The following is a 19,175-nucleotide window of genomic DNA, read 5'->3' on the forward strand; positions in this document are numbered from 1 at the left end:
TCTAATCAAGTTTGATATCATTTTAAAAACTACTTCGATAATTTCAATATTCTTAATGCACCGCGCATTACAAAAGTGAAAACGATGCCGCCAATCACTAAATCGGGCCATTTACTATTCAGAAAATAAACCAGCACCCCAGCTACTATAACACCACCATTAACAATAATATCATTGGATGTAAAAATGGCACTTGCCTGCATATGAGCCTCTTGACTCTTTGCCTTGTTGATGAGCCAGAGCGATATCAAATTACCTGCCAATGCGAAAATTGAAACGATAATCATCCATTGAAACAAGGGTGTTTCGGTATTGCTAAAAAACCTTCTCAAGACCTCTGCAAACCCAAGTGTTGCCAATGCCATCTGAAAGTATCCGCTGTATTTCGCAACCTTCTTTTTTCTTGAAATGGCACCGCCTACCGCAAATAGGCTTAATGCATATACGATGGAATCTGCCAGCATATCTAATGAGTCTGCCACAAGTCCCATAGAAGAGGAAATCCAACCTGTGGTCATTTCGATAACGAAAAAACCAAAGTTGATGCCCAAGACCCACCAAAGGATTCTTTTTTGTTTGGATTGGTCTTCCATTACGGGTGGTTCGGCTTCTGTGGTTCCCTCTAAAGAATCCCCAAGGTTTAAACCGGCTATTGATGTTTGTATATCTTCAATGCCATCCACATGATATACTTCCAATTTCCTGTTGGGAATATCAAAATCCAAATATTTCACTTGAGCATAAGATTCCAACTTCATCCGGATCATCTGCTCTTCCGAAGGGCAATCCATTTTGGTTATCTTAAATGTTGTTTTCTCCATTATCTCTTTTTTTATTTTTAATATTCGTTATAATAGTTGTCCTTTATCCGGATACAATTGTTACAAAATCCTTTTAGCAGCAGGTTTACTTCTTCTGCCTGAAACCACTCCGGCAAAGGCACTTTTGCTCTTCATCTTTCTCCCATTTACCAATGTATGTTTCCCAGTAGCTCTTTTGAATTTTTAGGAACCCCCGCAGGCTATCCGGTTTCATCAAAGACATAGACATTTCATTTCTTTGCCTGTATGCTGAATTATTCAGTGTCTGGACACCCTTCTGGAGGAATAATGTTTTTTGCACTCTTTTAGGAGCAGCGTCTTTTCGCTGAAACTTTTCAGTGTCATAGAAAACCTCCGCGGCTTCTTTTCCACTCATGCAGATCGTTTCCTTTAACATCAAACGGGTTCTAAAAATATCGGACCAAAGCTTTTGACGCTTTTTCTGAATAAATTCATAGCCGTCACGAAGTAGCGTCAAACTACTATCGATGTTTTTGTCTTTCGGAATAGTTCTCATGCTCTTTACATTTTTAAAATATTTATTTTATTTTTTAGACCATAAACTTAAACTTAATACAAACTGATTTAAGTCTTATGAAATGATTAAAAACTGCCTAATCCGATTTTACAATTAAATTAAGGCCGTTAAATATGCAACGCTCTGTCTTCGGTGGCTGCCAGACAGGCCTCTTTAAAGGTTTCTGAAAAAGTTGGGTGCCCGTGGGACATCCTTGCAACATCTTCGGCAGATGCCCTGAATTCCATCGCTACCACCGCTTCGGTATAGCTGTCTGCAATGCGTGGCCCTATCATATGCACTCCCAATATCTCATCAGTTTCTTTATCTGCGATTACTTTTATGAAGCCGTCGGTGTCCATACTTATTTTCGCCCTTGCGTTGGCCTTAAAAGGAAAAGAGCCTGTTTTAATACTTCTTCCTGCTTCTTTCAATTCTTCTTCGGTTAAGCCTACCCCGGCCACTTCGGGCTGGGTATAAACAATATTAGGAATAAGCGAATAATTGATATGTGGCTTTTGATCTGCTATCCTTTCGGCTACAAAAACGCCCTCTTCACTGGCTTTATGGGCAAGCATTGCCCCTCGGATTACATCCCCAATGGCATATACACCCTTGACATTGGTTTCAAGGTTCTCATTTACCGTTACCTGTCCTTTCTCATTGGTTTCCACGCCAATGTTTTCAAGGCCTAAATTGGCGGTGTACGGTTTCCGGCCAATGGCCATAAGGCAATAGTCGCCTTCTAAATTCATTTCTTTTTTATCGGACAGGTTTTCCGCTTTCAATTCAACTTTGTTGTCCGTTGCTGTTGCATTGGTCACTTTATGTTCCAAATAAAACTCAATTCCCTGTTTTCTTAGGGAACGATGCAATTGATGTCCCAGTGCGCCATCCATAGTGGCGATGAGGCTATCAAAATATTCCACAATAGACACCTTAGAGCCCAGGCGGGCGAAAACAGAACCTATCTCAACCCCGATAACGCCTCCACCAACGACCAATAAATGGTCGGGAATTTCCTGTAGCGCAAGGGCCTCGGTAGAAGAGATTATCCTTTTTTTATCGATTTTAATATTGGGCAAGGAAGCGGGTTTGGACCCTGTGGCAATGATAATTTTATCGGTTTCTATAGTTTCCGTTTTAGCTTCGGCCTTAATCTCAATCGTGTTTTTGTCCTTGATGGTGCCGTGGCCTTCATAGACGGTAACTTTGTTCTTTTTCATCAGATACCCAACGCCATTGATGATTTCCTGTACCACATCCTGAACCCTTTGGTTCATTTTTTTGATATCGACATTGGCTTCTTTTACATCAATCCCAAAATTTTCGAATTGATGTTTGAGTTTGTAATAATGCTCAGAGGCTTCAAGCCAGGCTTTTGACGGGATACAGCCCACGTTAAGGCAGGTGCCGCCAAGCGTGCTGTACCTTTCAATAATGGCTACTTTTAATCCTAATTGGGCGCAACGTATAGCGCTTACATACCCGCCAGGGCCAGAGCCTATAATTGTTACATCATATTTTTCCATATTCGTAAATTTTTTAATTAAATAAGGTGGGGGAAACCTTAAGCTGACCAGGGGCGCAAGGGTTCAGTTTTAAGGTACTCCCACCTATTATTTTTTACTACAATTTTTACATACCCCTTTTAATACCAGGTTCAAATCGTTTATTTCATAATCGTCCGGCAAGTTTTGTTTCGATATTCTATCCGGCAAGCAAATAGTTTTTCCGCAAACGGTACAATGAAAATGCATATGTAAATCTGTACCGTATTTACCTTTGGCCTTTTTATCGGAAATTGCAAATTTTGCCACTCCTGTCCCATCATTAATCTGATGAATTAGCCCTTTATCTTCAAAAGTTTTTAGGTTTCGATAAAAGGTAGTTCTGTTTGCCGTTTTGTTTTTTTCGCTTTTAGCGATAAAGACTTTTTGCATTTCGTTTAAACTTACTGCATAGGTCTTCCTATTGAGGTATTTGTGAATTTTCAACCTCATTTCAGTGGGACGTATCCCTTTTGACGATAATTTTTTTTCCGTTTTTGTCATTTTATATTCTTTCGAAAAACAGTCTAAGTCCGGATCTAATCTTTTTTATAAGCCAAAAGCCTTAACGCATTAAAAACCACCAGAAGCGTCGAACCTTCATGGATTACTACAGCCACTCCAATATTTGCCAAGCCGAATATGGTTGAAGGTATAAGCAGGGCCACAATACCAAGGCTAACCCAAAGGTTTTGCCTGATAATCGCCTTTGCCTTCCTGCTTAAGCCTATGGCAAAGGGCAGGGTTTCCAACTTATCGGCCATTAGCGCAATATCCGCCGTTTCCAAGGCTACATCACTTCCCGCAGCACCCATAGCTATGCCTACAGTGCTGTTTGCCATGGCAGGGGCATCATTAACGCCATCGCCCACCATTGCCACCTTGGATTCCTTTTCTTTTAATTCTTTTATAGCATCCACTTTTTCTTCCGGCAATAGGCTCCCCCAGGCATCGGTCAATCCTATTTCTTCTGCTACAGCGTCTGCTACCTTCTGGTTATCTCCGGTAAGCATGATCATTCGTTTAATGCCGATTTCTTTTAATTTTTTGAGGGTTCCCTTGGCGGCTTCACGAGGGGTATCCATTAATGCAATGATGCCTATATATTCTTCATTTTTTCGTATAAGCATTGTTGTATTTCCACCACCTTCAAGACCACGCACTTTCGTAGCTATTTTTTCGGAAGGTGTACTCTCATCAAGCCCTTCGTACAGGTCGAGGTTACCTATATAGATTTTATCATTGCCAAACGATGCTTTAATCCCTTTACCCAGAACTGCCTCCAAATTAGAGGCATTTGGGATTTCCTCGCCTTCCAGACGCTCTTTTCCATCACGAACTACAGCTTTGGCCAGGGGGTGATCACTCAAACTTTCCACAGCTACTGCTATTTTGAGAAGTTCGTTTTCAGATATATTTCCAAGTGGCACCACTTGGGTAAGTTTTGGCTTTCCTTCCGTTAGAGTTCCGGTTTTATCAAAGGCGAGGGCGGTAATAACCCCCAGGTCCTCCAGAGGGCGCCCTCCTTTAATTAATACCCCGCCACGGGCAGCTCTGGCCACTCCACTCAATACAGCACTTGGGGTCGAGATTGCCAACGCACAGGGACTTGCAGCTACCAGTACCGCCATTGCCCGGTAAAAGCTCGCGCTAAAGGGTTCGTCAATAACTAAAAAAGCGAACAAAAGAATCCCGACCAAAATAAGGACGGACGGCACAAAATATTTTTCAAATTTATCGGTGAGCAACTGGGTAGGTGATTTTTGGGTCTGGGCCTCGTTAACCAGTTTCACCAATCGGGAAAGCGTTGAATCTTTGGCTGCTTTGATCACTTTAATTTCCAAAGTATTGTTCCCATTGATCGTTCCGGCAAAAACGCGGTTTTCATCCTTGATATCATCTTGCGCCGAATAATCCTTGTCAACATCTTCTACGGGAACTTTATCTACCGGTACACTTTCCCCGGTAATCGGAGCTTGGTTGACACTGCTTTTTCCGTTGACCACAACGCCATCGGCAGATATTTTACTGTTCGGCTTGACCACGATAATATCGCCTATACCCAATTTTTCGATACCCACCTCTTCGGTTTTGCCATCTTTTTTGAGCAAAGCTGTTTTTGGTGCGAGATCGGCAAGGGCCGCTATGGACTTTCGGGCCTTGTTCATTGCATAGTGTTCCAGGGCGTGGCCAAGGCTGAACAGGAACAGCAAGAGTGCACCTTCGGCCCATTCTCCCAGAACAGCGGCACCTATGGCGGCCACCAACATTAAAAAATCGATTTCAAAACCACCTTTGGCAACGGTCTGTATGGCCTCTTTTGCCGTAAAGTAACCCCCAAAAAAGTAAGCACCTATGTATAAAGTAAGACTGACCCAATCTGGGATGGATGCAACATAGGAAAGTCCGAAACCTATCCCGAGAAGGGCGCCGCAGATAATAGAAAAAATAAGCTCCGTATTTTTACCGAAAATCCCACCGTGGGCGTGCCCTTCTCCTTCCTCGTGGGTCTCGCCCTCTTTGTGCTCGTGCCCCTCTGTGGAAGTTTGTTCTTTAGTATCTTCCTTCTTTGAACGCTCCTGTTTTTTGGATGCTTTGGTGTAATCATTTTCGTTTGAAGAACTCCGCTGAATCTGAAGGTATTCTTTTTCAATTTGTTTACTTATTTCATCAAAATTCGTTTGCTTTTTATCAAATTCAAGTCGTACCATTCCAGAGCCTGAAACGGAAACTTCCAAAACTCCATTGATTGCCAAAAGGCTTTTCTCGATGGAACGAGCGTGCCTTGTATGTCTAATCCCCTCAACCTCTAAAAGAAGATGACCATATTTTTCTGTAATTTCTGCCCCGGCATTTTCCGCCAAAGATTGAATTCGGTCAATAGAGATAATGTCCGGATCATAATGAAAGCACAGTTGCGGCACCGTATCTTCCTGATCATCTACTATATGTACTTTTTCAAGACCCTCTTTGGCCTCTAATTCAGCAATGAGCCTTTGCACACAAGTGTCTTTTTCATTTGGCACCTGAGGTAGCAATACCGGAATTTTTAGTTGTAGCTTTTTCATATCCCTATTGGTTTAATATCCATCTTTTAGCTTCTTCCTTTTCGGTAAAGTCGAAATATTTAACTTCCGAGCTTGTAAAAAAATCAGTGGCTTTAGCAGCCCATTCCTGCCATTCTTTTTCACCCACAAAGGCCATCTTTCCATAATCTGAAATATGGGCGGTATCAACTTTTAAATCTTCCCATAAGCCTTTGAGATCGTAGCCCTTAAAGTTAACTAGTTCAAAAAAGAAATTCACCTTATTTCCATTTTTGACAATATTATGTATCAAAGGATGGATTTTCTCTATATCCTCTTTAGTAATCTTACCGCTTATTGAAGCGGATATCAAATTGCTTTTTTCGACATTTTTGATTCGTATCATTGTTTTAAGTTTTTATGAGCAGATTGGTCTATGTTATATTTTAGCTTCTTTGCTTTTTGGCATTTTACACATGCCCCCTTCAAAACTAAATTTACTTCGGTTATTTCGTATTTGTCAGGTAAATTTTCCTGTGGAACTTTATTGGGCAAACAGAAGGTTTTGCTGCAATTCATACAGTGAAGGTGTAAGTGTAGATCCAGCGAATTCTTATCAGAATATGCATATTTTGCGGTAGCCGTACCGTCATCAATTTGATGTATAATCCCTTTCTTTTGAAATAATTTTATACTCCGATAAATTGTTGTTCTATCTCGTGTATGTTTACTTTTTTTAACGAAAGCCGTTTCTATTTCCCTTAATGTTACAGCATAAAACTTTCTTTTGAGATATTTATAAATAAATAATCTCATTTTGGTAGGTCTAATCCCGTTGTTTCTAAGTGTTTCTTCGGCTTTGGTCATCTCATAAAATTAAACGCCACTACATTTCTCACATATTCCCTTTACTACCAGATTGATATCCTCTGCCACATAGCCTTCGGGCAGGTTTATCTGAGGGATTTTGTGCTCTGTAAGGCACACGGTTTCCCCGCAACTATTGCAATGAAAATGTAAGTGAAGGTCGTTTCCCACCTCACATTCACAATTGTCTTCGCACAGGGCATATTTAATGATGCCGGTGCCATCCTCAATTTGATGCACGATTCCTTTTTCTTCAAATGTCTTCATAGTACGGAAAAGCGTACTCCTTTCCGAGCTTTCGAAATCCTTTCCAAGGTCGCCTAAGCTAACGGCCACATTCAGTTGTGCCAGCCGTCTATAGGTCATCAAGCGCATTGCCGTAGGGCGGATGCCTTTGCTTTCCAACTTTTTTACTATTTTTTCCATTTGCTATAAAAGTATTTAGGGGTCGTAACGCTTTATGGATTCCCCGGTTTTTATCTGGAAGGCATCTTCAATATCGGAAAGATAAATTATTCCGTCACCGGGTTCAGTTGTTTTTGCATTCTCAAGGATAATATCTATTGCTGATTGTGCTTCTTCGTTTTGACATACCAGTTCTAACTTTACAACCGGACTGTCTGTTACACGGAAATCTAAAGAAGGTGATGCGCCTTTTGCTTTAAAAGCCCCGGTACCTTCCCCCTGGGAAAGCGTCATACTTTTGAATCCACTTTCACTAAGGGATTCTATCACTTTTTGAACTCGTTTCGGTTTTATAAATGCTTTTATTTCTTTCATTGCTGTAATATTAATTTTAGTATTAAGGATGAACCCTCTGGAATTTTAATTAAGACAAACATTTAACAGAGAGTCCATCCATCTAATTTTTTTAATTTAATGACCATGGGAAGTCTGGCTTTTCTGCATTTCAGAAACCAGATAATAGGCATTATTATAGGCAACCAACGTACCTTCAGGCAGAGGCTCCAGCAGTTTAATTTCAACCCAACCATCTTCATTTATTCCCGTTCTAACCTGCACTGGTTTCAATTCCCATTCGGTTTCACCATCTTCCTGGTGTTTTTGGGCCGTAAAGATGTAGGGATTTCCTTCTTCTTCAATTATTGCTTCTTCCGGTAAGGCAGGAACAGCTTCTTCACCGGTCCTGATTTTTCCGTTTATATACATCCCCGGAATTAGAAAATCTTCTTTATTATCGATTTCTGCATGCACATGTACCGCTTTGGGGTTTTGTTCAAATTGTTTCCCCACTGAATAAATTTCCCCGGTTAAATTACTGCCTGGAACCGATTCCAGTGTAAACGCAATCTTTTGGCCTTCTTTCACCTTATAAATATCTTTTTCAAAAACCATTAGATCGGCATGCACATGTTCATTATCAACTACCATAAACATACTGGTTTGTGGTTCTACATATTGGCCAATTTGCACCTTTACTTTTTCTATATAACCTCCAATTGGGCTTACTACCGGAATATATTCATATAATTCACCGTCTCTAACCTGGGAAGCATTTAGGTTTAACTGCCGTAACTGTGATTCATACCCCCGCACTTCACCTTGTACAGACTGGTAATCTGATTGGGTTTGTTGAAAAGATTTTCCAGATCCTACCTCTGCTTCATATAAACGTTTCTGTCTTTCAAATTCCTTTTCCAAAAATTGCATCCTACTATATGCATTAATATAATCAGACTGCATTCTGGTTAAATTTGGGTGAGAAAGATAAGCCAACACCTGACCTTTATTTACCTTATCCCCCTCAATAACCTTTATAGAAGTTATATTACCGCCTAAAATTGCCGTAACGGTAGCTTCATATTGTGGCGGCACTTCTAACTGGCCATTGGCTTCCACAATACCGGACAAAGCTTTTTTAGGCAAGGTATCTACTTTAATCCCCAGACTATTGAATTTCATTTCTGAAAGATGTACCGAACGCATCCCTCCTTCTTCTTCATCTCCTTCCTCACCGTGATTTTCACCTTCTTCGGTATTAGTAGTTGCAGTTTCACTGGAAGCATCTTCCCCTGCCGCAGGATTTTCTTTACATCCAAAGAATATGCTGAGCGTTAAGGCAAGCATTAGAATATTTATTGATCTTGTATTCATATCGATTTTCTTATTTTAATTTTTAATTTGAATTCTTAAGGTAATATTCCAGTTGGTAACGGCTGTCGAGATAATCGTTAAAAGCACTCCAGGCATTTACCTCGATTCTAATGGCATCTCTTATATTTTGAAGGAAAGTTATATAATCTATAGCTCCCTCTTTAAATGCTAATACTGACCCTTCCTGTTGTTCCTGTGCTAAAGGAAGTGCTTCATCCCTATAATAATTCCATGAGTTTCTCCATTTGATATAGTCTTCACGCATATTTTTATAGGCGGTTTCCAGTTCGATTTTATCCTGATAAAAGTTTTGCTCTGCAATCTGTCTATTTACTTGTGCTTCCTGTGTACGGCCTAATTCCGGCCCAAAAAACAGCGGAATTTGAATTCCTATTTGATATTGGAAGAAACCCGATTGCCCGGCTATTTCCTGCCTACCGTACTGACCCTGAAATTTGGGCAAAAATTCAGATTTTCGTTCTCTGGTAACCGCTTTGGCAACATCTATCCTTTGTTCCGAAACCTGTAGCAACGGATGATTTTCAAGCGACTCTACCAGAAAGTTTAAAGGTTCGTCTAAAGTTTCAACAGGCAAATCTGGTACATCATAGATTGTGTCACTAACGAACCATAGGTTTAAACGCTGTATTGATTTCAGGTAATCTCGGTACGATTGTTCCAGCTGTATTTTAACCTCGTTCGCCTGGTTGGAGGTAGCAAGATATTCCAATTTGGAGGTGGCCTCTGTTTCATACCTGATTCTTGCAGCCCTTTCAATATCTTCAAAAATTGAATCCATTTTTCTATAAACCTGGAATGTCCTTTTAGTTGTATAAACCGAGGCCCAGGCCCTGCTTACTTCACGTTCAATTTCAATAGTAGATAACTCTAAGGCACTTTCAGCAAGGGCAACCCTTTCTTTCTGCAATTTTAACCGGGGGGCAATTCCAAAAATATCAATGCCTTGCTGTTGGACGCCAATTTGAGTATAGACCCCATCAGAGCCATTTCCTACTTCTTCTTTTCCTGTAAAGATTTGGGTATTTCCAAAATCATAGGCGGTTTTACGCAATACTTCCTCACTTTCAATTTCAAGTTGAGCAGCTTTTAATTGCGGAAAGTTTTGGATTGCCATTTCTTTAGCCTCTTGCAAACTAATAGTTTGTAAAGAATCCTGTTGTGAATATTCAGATGACATTGCATCAGATTGTGCATTTACAGAAAAGGTTCCGCCTAAAACAAAGCCAATTATCAAAATCGTAGCTAAAGATCGTGAATTGGAAGAACCAAGCTTGTTCTGTTCCTTTTTCTCCCGTCTCTTCTCTACAAATGTATAAAGGACAGGAAGAACCACCAGCGTAAGCAAGGTAGCCGTAAGCATACCACCTATAACAACTGTAGCAAGTGGTTGTTGAACTTCTGCACCGGCAGATGTGGAAAATGCCATTGGTAAAAAACCGAAAATATCTGTTGTTGCTGTTAACATAATAGGTCGTATTCGTTCTTTGGTTCCTGTAAAAATTCTATCTCTTATACTGGTTACTCCTTCTTCTTTTAAAGAATTGAATCTATTTATTAGTACCAGTCCGTTTAAAACTGCAACACCAAACAGAACAATGAAGCCTACACCTGCGGAAATGCTAAATGGCATACCTCTTAACCAAAGGGCAAAAACACCTCCGATAGCAGCCAATGGTATCGCCATATAGATCATGATAGATTGGGAAAAAGATTTTAAGGCAAAATATAGAAGCACGAAAATCAGGAATAAGGCTATCGGTACCACAATCACTAATCGGTCTTTGGCACTCTGAAGGTTTTCGAACTCCCCTCCATAAGTAATATAATAACCTGGTGGCAATTCTAATTCCTCATCTAATTTTTGCTGAATGTCGTTCACCACAGACTCTACATCTCTTCCCCGGGCGTTTACACCCACATAGGTTCTTCTGTAGGTATCATCTCTTGAAATTTGCATAGGCCCCGGAACATACTCAATATCTGCTATTTCTTTTATAGGCACCTGAGTTCCGTCTGGAAGATCGATATACATACCACGCAAATCATCAATATTCTTTCTATGATCTTCATCAAATCTTACTACCAGATCAAATCGTTTTTCTCCTTCAAAAATGACTCCGGCTGTTCCTCCTGCAAAAGCTGTACTTATGTAATCATTGGCTTTTTGGATATCCAGTCCATATTGCGCAATTTTATCACGGTTAAATTTAACGGTCATTTGTGGGAGGCCTGATGTTCGCTCCGCGTTTACGTCTCCTGCACCAGGCACGGTTTGGATAATACTGGCCATTTCCTGTACCTTTTCCGACAACACCCCCAGGTCCTCTCCATATAGTTTAACCGCAATATCTTCTCTAACCCCCTCTAATAATTCGTTGAACCTTAATTCTACAGGTTGCGTAAACACAAGGTTTACCCCAGTAAGTTCTTTATTGAGTTTTTCCTTGATTTGCGCTATAAGTCCTTCTTTAGTTTCAGCGGTTGTCCAATTATCCTTATCTTTTTCAAGAATCAGGTACATATCTGCTATATCCATCGGCATTGGATCTGTTGGGATGTCCGCTACTCCAATTCTTGCTGTTGCTGTTTTAATTTCAGGAAAATTTTCTAGAAGGATATTTTCTATTTTTTTGGAAACTTCAATAGACTCTGTTAATGAACTTCCTGGTCTGATTAAAGCCTGCATTGCAATATCCCCTTCATCCAGTTGAGGCACAAATTCTCCTCCCATTCTGGAAAAAAGGAAACCGGCTAATACAAGTAGAACAGCAGCAGCACCTACAACAATGAGCTTCAGTTTTAATGCCCCTTTCAGTAAAGGCATATATACCCTTTGTATTCCACCAATTATCTTATCACTTATCCTTTCCAGCCAGCGTTCAAACCTTCCAAACCAGTTCTTTTTATTCTGAATGGGTTTCATAAATAGGGCAGACATCATAGGGACATAGGTAAGGCATAAGAAAATAGCACCTATCATGGCAAAACCGAAAGTGTACGCCATCGGCTTAAACATTTTACCTTCTACCCCCGTAAGAAAAAGTATAGGCGTGAATACAATAAGAATTATAATCTGTCCAAAAAATGCGGAACCCATCATCGTGGTTCCGGCATCATAGGCTACTTTATCCATTACGCCTTGATTGAATTTTAGCTTTCCAGACCTAATCCGTTTTTGGATCTCATACACCGTTCCTTCTATAATAATCACGGCACCATCTATAATAATCCCAAAGTCTATAGCTCCCAAGCTCATTAAGTTTGCCCATACATTAAATTGCTTCATTAATATAAAGGCAAAAAGCAAGGACAACGGTATGGTCGTGGCCGTTATGATGCCACCTCTTAAACTACCCAACAATAAAACAAGGGCAAATATCACGATTAGGGCGCCTTCCAGTAAATTGGTTTTAACGGTATCGGTCGTTCTGGCAATTAGCTCACTACGATCAATGATAGGGGCGATAGTGAGACCTTCTGGCAGGGATTTTTCAATTTCTGCCATACGATTCTTAACATTTTGAATAACCGCATTAGGGTTTGAACCTTTTAGCATCATTATTATTCCTCCCACGGCTTCCTTACCGTCTTGCGTAAAAGCACCATAACGTACCTGATTCCCAAAATGGACGCGTGTTGCAACATCTCCAATAGTTACGGGAATGTTGCCCTCGTTAATAATCGAAATATCTTTAATGTCTTCCAAAGAGCGAATAAGACCTTCACCTCTTATGAAATTTGACATTTTATTTTTTTCTATGTAAGCACCGCCTGTATTCACATTGTTCCGAGCGAGAGCCTCATACACTTGTGAAATACTAATACCCAAACTATTCAACTTATCTGGGTTGACAGTGACCTCGTACTGTTTAATACTGCCTCCATAAGAGTTGACCTCTACCACGCCTTCCAGTAATGTGAGTTGTCGTTTGATAACCCAATCTTGCACGGTGCGCAGTTCCATAGGCGAATACTTGTTTTCAAAACCCTCCTCTGGCTTTATAGTGTATTCATAGATTTGACCTAAACCAGTAGAGATGGGACCCATAGATGGACTTCCAAATTTTTCAGGGATAGATTCGCCCAGTTCGTTTAGTTTTTCCTGTACCAGCTGTCGAGGAAGATAGGTTCCCATATCGTCTTCAAAAACGATAGTAACTACGGAAAGGCCAAAGCGTGAGATAGATCTTATTTCTGTAACGCCTGGTAAATTACCCATAGATAGTTCTACGGGATAGGTTACGAACTGTTCAATATCTTCCGTTCCCAGATTGGGCGATTGGGTAATTACTTGAACCTGATTATTGGTAATATCTGGTACCGAACCAAGGTTTACGGTTGCCATTGACCAAATACCAACTCCTATAAGAGTCAAGGTTAATAGGCCAATAATGAATTTGTTATTGATTGAAAAATCAATGATTTTGTTAATCATAGATAAGGATGTTAATTCAGTTGAAATTCTTGTTTTGTACTTTGAATAAAATGCAATGCACAATATTGACGAATCCAATAGATGGACACGTCAAAACAGGATATAGTTATCCTATCAAAACTGAATTATGCCCGAGGGGGCTGAAAAAGGGAATGGGGAATATCTTTGCCAAGGTCATCAAAATGGACAAAGAATTCTTGAGGAATAGCAGGCTGTAGCGGTTGAAATGCAACAAGCCCAAAATTTATCGTGTGAACGTGACAACAATGGCATTGGCAAAAAGGCGAGCATAACTCACAGTTTTGGTCGTGGTCGCCATCAATATCTATTACCGTAACAACTTGGGTGTCATCGGCACTATTTGCCGCATCGCTACAAGGCACTACATTGAGTGCCAAGAAATAAAACGATAATATGATTGCTACAACTTTCACAATGCAAAGATAAAAATATTTTGGTGCAACTGTGTTGCAAAATGGTAAGGCAGAAAAAATCCAGTTTGAGGTACTGGACAAACCTATATTAACTTTATGCCATAGCATAGACTTCATCAAATAGCTTTTTATCCAACCGTTCCTGTTGGCCAAAGCTCTTCTTCAATGTATTGTGTAAAACTGCATTAAAGGCATTGTAGCCCAACCACAAATTCGGTTCTTCATTGAGCAACAAAGCCTCATAATTCAAAATCTCAATGACCTCACGGGATTTTTTTGAGGGGTCACTGTTCTTATCGCTACATTCATACCGAAACAGTTTTGTTCTGTCCAGCACTGCTTTTACGAATTCTCGTGTATCGATGATTTTAAATTCCTTCATCTTATCAAATTTCTTAGTGATGGTATAGAACTCATTGTCTAAAAATTTGTCGAACAGGTTGTTCAGCCTAGGCATTATGAGGTTCGTATTATTCTTACTATGCTTAATGGAAAAATCGATTTCAGCCTGAGAAACGTGTAAGCCATTGGAACAGATTTTGCGATAAAACCCAAAATGACCAGAGGTCTTTTCACTACCGTCATACGAGTTCTTAAACCGAAGCATTGGCAGAATCAAATCCTGATGGTTCTTGACCGTAAACTGGCTTTTATCGTCTATGATGAAGTCGGTAATAAATGACCTGTCATTTTTGTTGATGGTGCGTTTGTGATAATTCAACTGCGCATCGATAAGCATTTCTTCAGCTTTTTTGAAGAACAATTGGTTCGGAATGTGTCCGTAGCTGTTGGATACCACATTGACAATCTTACCATTTGATATAATGGCATTTTCCAATCCACGACGGGATTCCATTTGGGTAAGACTTTTCAAGGATTTCATTTCTGATGATACGAAGATTTCATCCTGTTGTAAATTTTGTAAATACATAACTATTAAATTTTAATTAGACATTTTGTGATAATACCGCGAAGTACTTTGGGTATTTTTCTCTGTAGTAAGCCAAATGGCTTTCGGCACTTTCAATCGTGTAATTTTCTTTACTTGATTGATAATGTTCTTCGGCTTCTTTCACCGAAATCTTTGATTCACTAAATACTTGTTCCATAATACTAAAGGTTTTGATTAAACAATATTTGAGCATTGCCCAAACGGAAGCTAAAATCTCAGCTCAAAAGGAAACGGAATAAATAAGCGATGGATGGTGAGTAGGCTTTATGCCGTAGTCTTTTGATAGGTGTATTTTACGAGTTTACCTTTGCACCGATATTGATTGATTATTTTTCCCTGCACCGACCGTATTTTGAATTAAAAGAAAAAGGGCCGACACGAATGCCGACCCTTCTTCAAACAACAAAAGCTAATCGTTGAGTTCCTGAATTTTCTTTTCGAGAACTGCAATCCGCTCTTTCAAACGTGCTTCACGCTTGTTTCTCTTTTCCTCATATTCTTTCTCGATACTAGAAATCTTGGATTTGTAATATCCTTGCATCGCATTGTAGAATGAAATATTCGTTAAATTATTGACGTGGTTACTTTCGCCAAAATGAACCTGTTTGGTCAAGATATAGCGTATCAGCCTATAAAAAATTTCTTTTTTGAAATTCTTTCTGAAATGTTCTACCATTTCGACCCGTGTCATTTTTGATGTATAATTCAGAAGTCCTGAAAAGTATTTCTGCTGACCAGTATAATCTACATTATTCTCAAAAAGTGATATTGAAAATGCGACCATCTCATCAGTCGAAAGCGCATTCTTTTTATCGACATATTTGGTCTCTCTTATCATTTCGACAATTTCTTCAAATTGCTTATTGTTTTCTATCTGCTTCTTCCGGATTTCCCTTTCGTTGATTTTGATGATTTGTTCCTTGGGCGTACAATCTACCATCTTTCTACTGGTCAATGGTTCAGAATATTCAGTAGAATCATTCTCTGATTTCTCAACCACTTTTACGAAAATCTCTTTATGCTGGTAGGTCTCGGGATGGAATACGGCGCCATTCACGAAGCCATTGTCCTTGGCTGAATTAAACTTTTTTAGGTCTTCCTTGTAACTCTGTATTGCTTCTTCTAGCTCTGCTTTCAGTTCAGCTTCAGAATAATCATAATGCTGATATTCAGCCTTAATGGCATCCATTGTTGGCTTGATTGGGCTTTCAATGATTTCAACATCATCCAGCAAATAGACATTCAACCCATTATTTTCAAACTGGGAAATAATAAGCTGATTCTTTTCTTCATTTGCCCAATACTGTCGTATTTCTGGAATTAACAGTATGTTTTCTTTCTTGGATTTTTCAATCAGGTTCAGGAACGACTTGGTTTTTTTCGTCTCAAAACAAGCCGATTTGGTACAAACCATTTTACCTTCGCCGAAAAGATTTCCTTGATTGGCTGCATTGAATGGACATTCTACACAGGAACCAGCTTTTGAGACTAACTTTTTATCCGCAACATCAAAAGGTGCTTTTTCCAAATCGTAGGTCTGGTCGTTAATCATTCTGTTGATTTGATGTGCCTTAAAATTATCACCCATCGTTTCCAGCATCATCTGTTGTTCTTCTGGTGTAAAGAGAGCCACACCAACACCCAATGAAATCGTCATTTCGCCATTGCGCACAAAATGTTTGAAGCCGTCAATCAGTCCAGCCAACTTCAATCGTTGTCTAATAAAGTTATCCGTTCTTCCTAAGCGCTTCGCAATTTCTAAAGGTGAATACTTATCGCTCAGATAAGAAATCGCCTCGGCTTCTTCGGTGGGTTCAACATCCTGTCGTTGTAAGTTCTCGATAATTTGTACTTCAAGGACGTCATTGTTCTCATAAGTCCTTACGATACAGGGAATTGTTTTCTTTCCGGCTAATTTACTAGCACGATACCTACGTTCACCCATTACAATAGTAAAATTCTTTCCAGATTTTCTAACGGTTATCGGTTGTAAGACACCGAACTCTTTGATACTATCAGAAAGTTGTTGTAACTGTTTCTCATCAAAGGTTTTTCTTGGTTGTTTAGGGTCAGGCTTGATTTTACCAATGGGTAAGTTCTCAATTTGAAGTGCTGTAGTTGGTTTTCCGTTCACTTCGACTTTGGCAGCAACTCTTGTTCGACTGCGCTTTCTCTTGGTACTCGCTTTTGTTGTCATAATACTCAAATTTTAGATTAAACAATATTTGAGCAGAAACACAAACGGAAGCTAAAATCTTGGCTCAAAAGGAAACGGAATAAATGAGTAAAGGAAGAAGCGTCGGCTTTATGCCGTAGTCTTTTGATGGAAGTATTTTACGAGTTTAACTTGCGGTTATATTGTATGATAAAAAAACTTCTATCCAACGCGCTTAATTGCAATACTTTTTCTCTGATGAAAATAGAAGCTTGAGAGCAAGAACTTGTACTATATTTATACTTTTCTGTGGCAAAAATTAAGCGACTTGGAAACTATAATTCCTTAAGTAAAATGATAAAAATCGCTAGACTTTTTTTAACAAAGGACTATTTCATAGCAATCAATATCGAAAAATCACAAATGATACTATTTGAAATTTACACCCTAAAAAAGACAAAATGTTGTACCTATGTTGTACCTGTATAATTTTTAGTGCCAATTTTTAAATAAGAAAAGCCGAAGATTTCTCTTCGGCTTTTGTGCGGGTGAAGGGACTCGAACCCCCACACCTTGCGGCATCAGATCCTAAGTCTGACGTGTCTACCAATTCCACCACACCCGCATAAAGTGCAATTTAACACTTTTTATTTGGTTTAATCCTAAGTCTAGCGTGTCTACCAATTCCACCACGCCTGCAATTTTGGACTGCAAATATAAACAATAGTTTGAATATACAAATAGGTTTTGAATAAGAAAATATTCGATTTTGTTTTTCTTATTTTTGTTTAAAACCAAAAAACAATATGCAAAACATACAATCCTACGTTGAAGAGCACAAGCAACGCTTTATCGACGAACTAATAGAATTACTAAAAATCCCTTCTATAAGTGCAGATTCGGCTTATAAAAAAGATGTTTTAAACACTGCTGATGCTATTAAAGTTAGTTTAGAAAAAGCGGGATGCGATAAGGTTGAAATCTGCCAAACCGATGGTTACCCTATCGTTTATGGAGAAAAGATAATTGATAACAATCTACCAACTGTTTTAGTTTACGGTCATTATGATGTACAACCACCAGATCCTTTAGATTTATGGCACTCACCTCCTTTTGATCCTGTGATTCAAAAAACAGAACTCCATCCTGATGGTGCTATTTTTGCAAGAGGTGCATGTGATGACAAAGGCCAAATGTATATGCACGTTAAGGCTTTAGAATACATGACTTCCAATAATGAGCTACCTTGTAATGTAAAGTTTATGATAGAAGGTGAAGAAGAAGTTGGTAGTGCTAACCTTGGAAAATTCGTTGCTGCTAATCGTGAAAAATTAGCAAATGATGTTATTTTAATTTCCGATACTGGCATGATTGCTAAAGATGTGCCTTCCATTACAACCGGACTTCGTGGTCTTAGCTATGTTGAAGTTGAAGTTACAGGACCAAATAGAGATTTACATTCTGGACTTTATGGTGGAGCTGTGGCAAATCCAATAAATGTGTTGACTAAAATGATTGCTTCATTACATGATGAAAACAACCATATCACAATTCCAGGTTTTTATGACAAAGTTGAAAATCTTTCAGACGAAGAACGTGCTGAAATGGCTAAAGCTCCTTTTTCATTAGACAATTATAAAAAAGCCTTAGATATTGATGCCGTTTACGGTGAAGAAGGCTACACTACTAACGAACGTAATTCCATTAGACCAACTCTAGATGTTAATGGTATTTGGGGAGGTTACACTGGTGAAGGAGCCAAAACCGTTATTGCGAGTAAAGCCTATGCTAAAATCTCGATGCGTTTAGTGCCAAACCAAGATTGGGAAGAGATTACACAACTATTTAAAACGCATTTTGAAAGAATCGCTCCAGAAGCAGTAAAAGTGAAAGTGAAACCTCATCATGGTGGCCAAGGTTATGTAACTCCTATTGATAGTGTCGGTTACCAAGCAGCTTCTAAAGCATATGAGCAGACTTTTGAAAAGACGCCAATACCGCAACGCAGTGGTGGAAGTATTCCTATCGTTTCGCTTTTTGAGCAAGAGTTACAAAGCAAAACCATCCTTATGGGCTTTGGCTTAGATAGTGATGCTATACATTCACCAAACGAACATTTTGGTGTTTGGAATTACTTAAAAGGTATTGAAACTATTCCTTGGTTTTATAAGTATTTTACAGAATTGAAAGGATAAGTTTTAATTACCAATGTTTTACGGAGCCTGTCGAAATATTAATTATTAGATACTGAAACAAGTTCAGTATGACAATTCAAATTGGTA

At 39.2% G+C, this 19,175-nt stretch carries 16 protein-coding genes and 1 tRNA gene; 1 reads left to right on the top strand and 16 read right to left on the bottom strand.

From position 1 onward, the window contains the following. Window positions 1-29 precede the first annotated feature (29 nt). From QGM60_RS04595 to QGM60_RS04670, 16 genes are all read right to left on the bottom strand, one after another. On the bottom strand, window positions 30-821 hold the full coding sequence (locus QGM60_RS04595; protein ID WP_177229164.1) for a cation diffusion facilitator family transporter: 792 nt from the start codon (window positions 819-821) through the stop codon (window positions 30-32). A gap of 85 nt (window positions 822-906) precedes the next feature. Beyond that, complete coding sequence (locus QGM60_RS04600) at window positions 907-1,338, bottom strand: hypothetical protein (RefSeq protein WP_027885443.1); 432 nt, start codon at window positions 1,336-1,338, stop codon at window positions 907-909. A gap of 128 nt (window positions 1,339-1,466) precedes the next feature. Beyond that, entirely contained in the window at window positions 1,467-2,870 is a 1,404-nt protein-coding gene (gene lpdA, locus QGM60_RS04605; RefSeq protein WP_111126196.1) for a dihydrolipoyl dehydrogenase, read from the bottom strand. Between the two features lie 87 nt (window positions 2,871-2,957). Beyond that, window positions 2,958-3,392 carry a transcriptional repressor gene (locus tag QGM60_RS04610; RefSeq protein ID WP_008613740.1) on the bottom strand — a complete coding sequence of 145 codons (435 nt, stop codon included), beginning with the start codon at window positions 3,390-3,392 and terminating at the stop codon, window positions 2,958-2,960. 35 nt (window positions 3,393-3,427) lie between these two features. Beyond that, window positions 3,428-5,956, bottom strand: a complete 2,529-nt coding sequence (locus tag QGM60_RS04615; RefSeq protein WP_093026604.1) for a heavy metal translocating P-type ATPase — start codon at window positions 5,954-5,956, stop codon at window positions 3,428-3,430. Between the two features lie 4 nt (window positions 5,957-5,960). Next, window positions 5,961-6,320: an STAS/SEC14 domain-containing protein gene (locus tag QGM60_RS04620; protein WP_027885449.1), complete on the bottom strand. Its 360-nt coding sequence runs from the start codon at window positions 6,318-6,320 to the stop codon at window positions 5,961-5,963. Beyond that, entirely contained in the window at window positions 6,317-6,781 is a 465-nt protein-coding gene (locus tag QGM60_RS04625) for a transcriptional repressor (RefSeq protein WP_051191359.1), read from the bottom strand. Before QGM60_RS04625 ends, QGM60_RS04620 begins: the two co-directional genes overlap by 4 nt. Window positions 6,782-6,790: 9 nt before the next feature. Beyond that, window positions 6,791-7,207: a transcriptional repressor gene (locus tag QGM60_RS04630; RefSeq protein WP_027885450.1), complete on the bottom strand. Its 417-nt coding sequence runs from the start codon at window positions 7,205-7,207 to the stop codon at window positions 6,791-6,793. A gap of 15 nt (window positions 7,208-7,222) precedes the next feature. Beyond that, window positions 7,223-7,561 carry a P-II family nitrogen regulator gene (locus QGM60_RS04635; RefSeq protein ID WP_008613762.1) on the bottom strand — a complete coding sequence of 113 codons (339 nt, stop codon included), beginning with the start codon at window positions 7,559-7,561 and terminating at the stop codon, window positions 7,223-7,225. Between the two features lie 96 nt (window positions 7,562-7,657). Beyond that, complete coding sequence (locus tag QGM60_RS04640) at window positions 7,658-8,896, bottom strand: efflux RND transporter periplasmic adaptor subunit (protein ID WP_281139054.1); 1,239 nt, start codon at window positions 8,894-8,896, stop codon at window positions 7,658-7,660. Window positions 8,897-8,918: 22 nt separating this feature from the next. Beyond that, entirely contained in the window at window positions 8,919-13,352 is a 4,434-nt protein-coding gene (locus tag QGM60_RS04645) for a CusA/CzcA family heavy metal efflux RND transporter (protein ID WP_281139055.1), read from the bottom strand. Between the two features lie 125 nt (window positions 13,353-13,477). Further along, on the bottom strand, window positions 13,478-13,939 hold the full coding sequence (locus tag QGM60_RS04650; protein WP_281139056.1) for a DUF6660 family protein: 462 nt from the start codon (window positions 13,937-13,939) through the stop codon (window positions 13,478-13,480). Continuing rightward, window positions 13,881-14,717, bottom strand: a complete 837-nt coding sequence (locus QGM60_RS04655; RefSeq protein WP_281139057.1) for a DUF932 domain-containing protein — start codon at window positions 14,715-14,717, stop codon at window positions 13,881-13,883. The genes QGM60_RS04650 and QGM60_RS04655 overlap by 59 nt, the downstream gene beginning before the upstream one ends. Before the next feature lie 16 nt (window positions 14,718-14,733). Then, a complete protein-coding gene (locus QGM60_RS04660; protein WP_281139058.1) occupies window positions 14,734-14,895 on the bottom strand; it encodes a hypothetical protein in 162 nt (53 codons plus the stop codon). Window positions 14,896-15,147: 252 nt separating this feature from the next. Beyond that, window positions 15,148-16,935, bottom strand: coding sequence for a ParB/RepB/Spo0J family partition protein (locus tag QGM60_RS04665; protein WP_281139059.1), 1,788 nt, complete (start codon window positions 16,933-16,935; stop codon window positions 15,148-15,150). A gap of 501 nt (window positions 16,936-17,436) precedes the next feature. After that, window positions 17,437-17,518 (bottom strand) — tRNA-Leu (locus tag QGM60_RS04670). A 181-nt stretch (window positions 17,519-17,699) separates the two neighbouring features. Between QGM60_RS04670 and QGM60_RS04675 the strand changes: the two genes are divergently transcribed. Further along, complete coding sequence (locus QGM60_RS04675; protein WP_281139060.1) at window positions 17,700-19,088, top strand: dipeptidase; 1,389 nt, start codon at window positions 17,700-17,702, stop codon at window positions 19,086-19,088. Window positions 19,089-19,175: the final 87 nt, after the last annotated feature.

The organism is Winogradskyella sp. SYSU M77433, assembly GCF_029911945.1.
In the GTDB taxonomy this organism is placed as follows: Bacteria; Bacteroidota; Bacteroidia; order Flavobacteriales; family Flavobacteriaceae; genus Winogradskyella.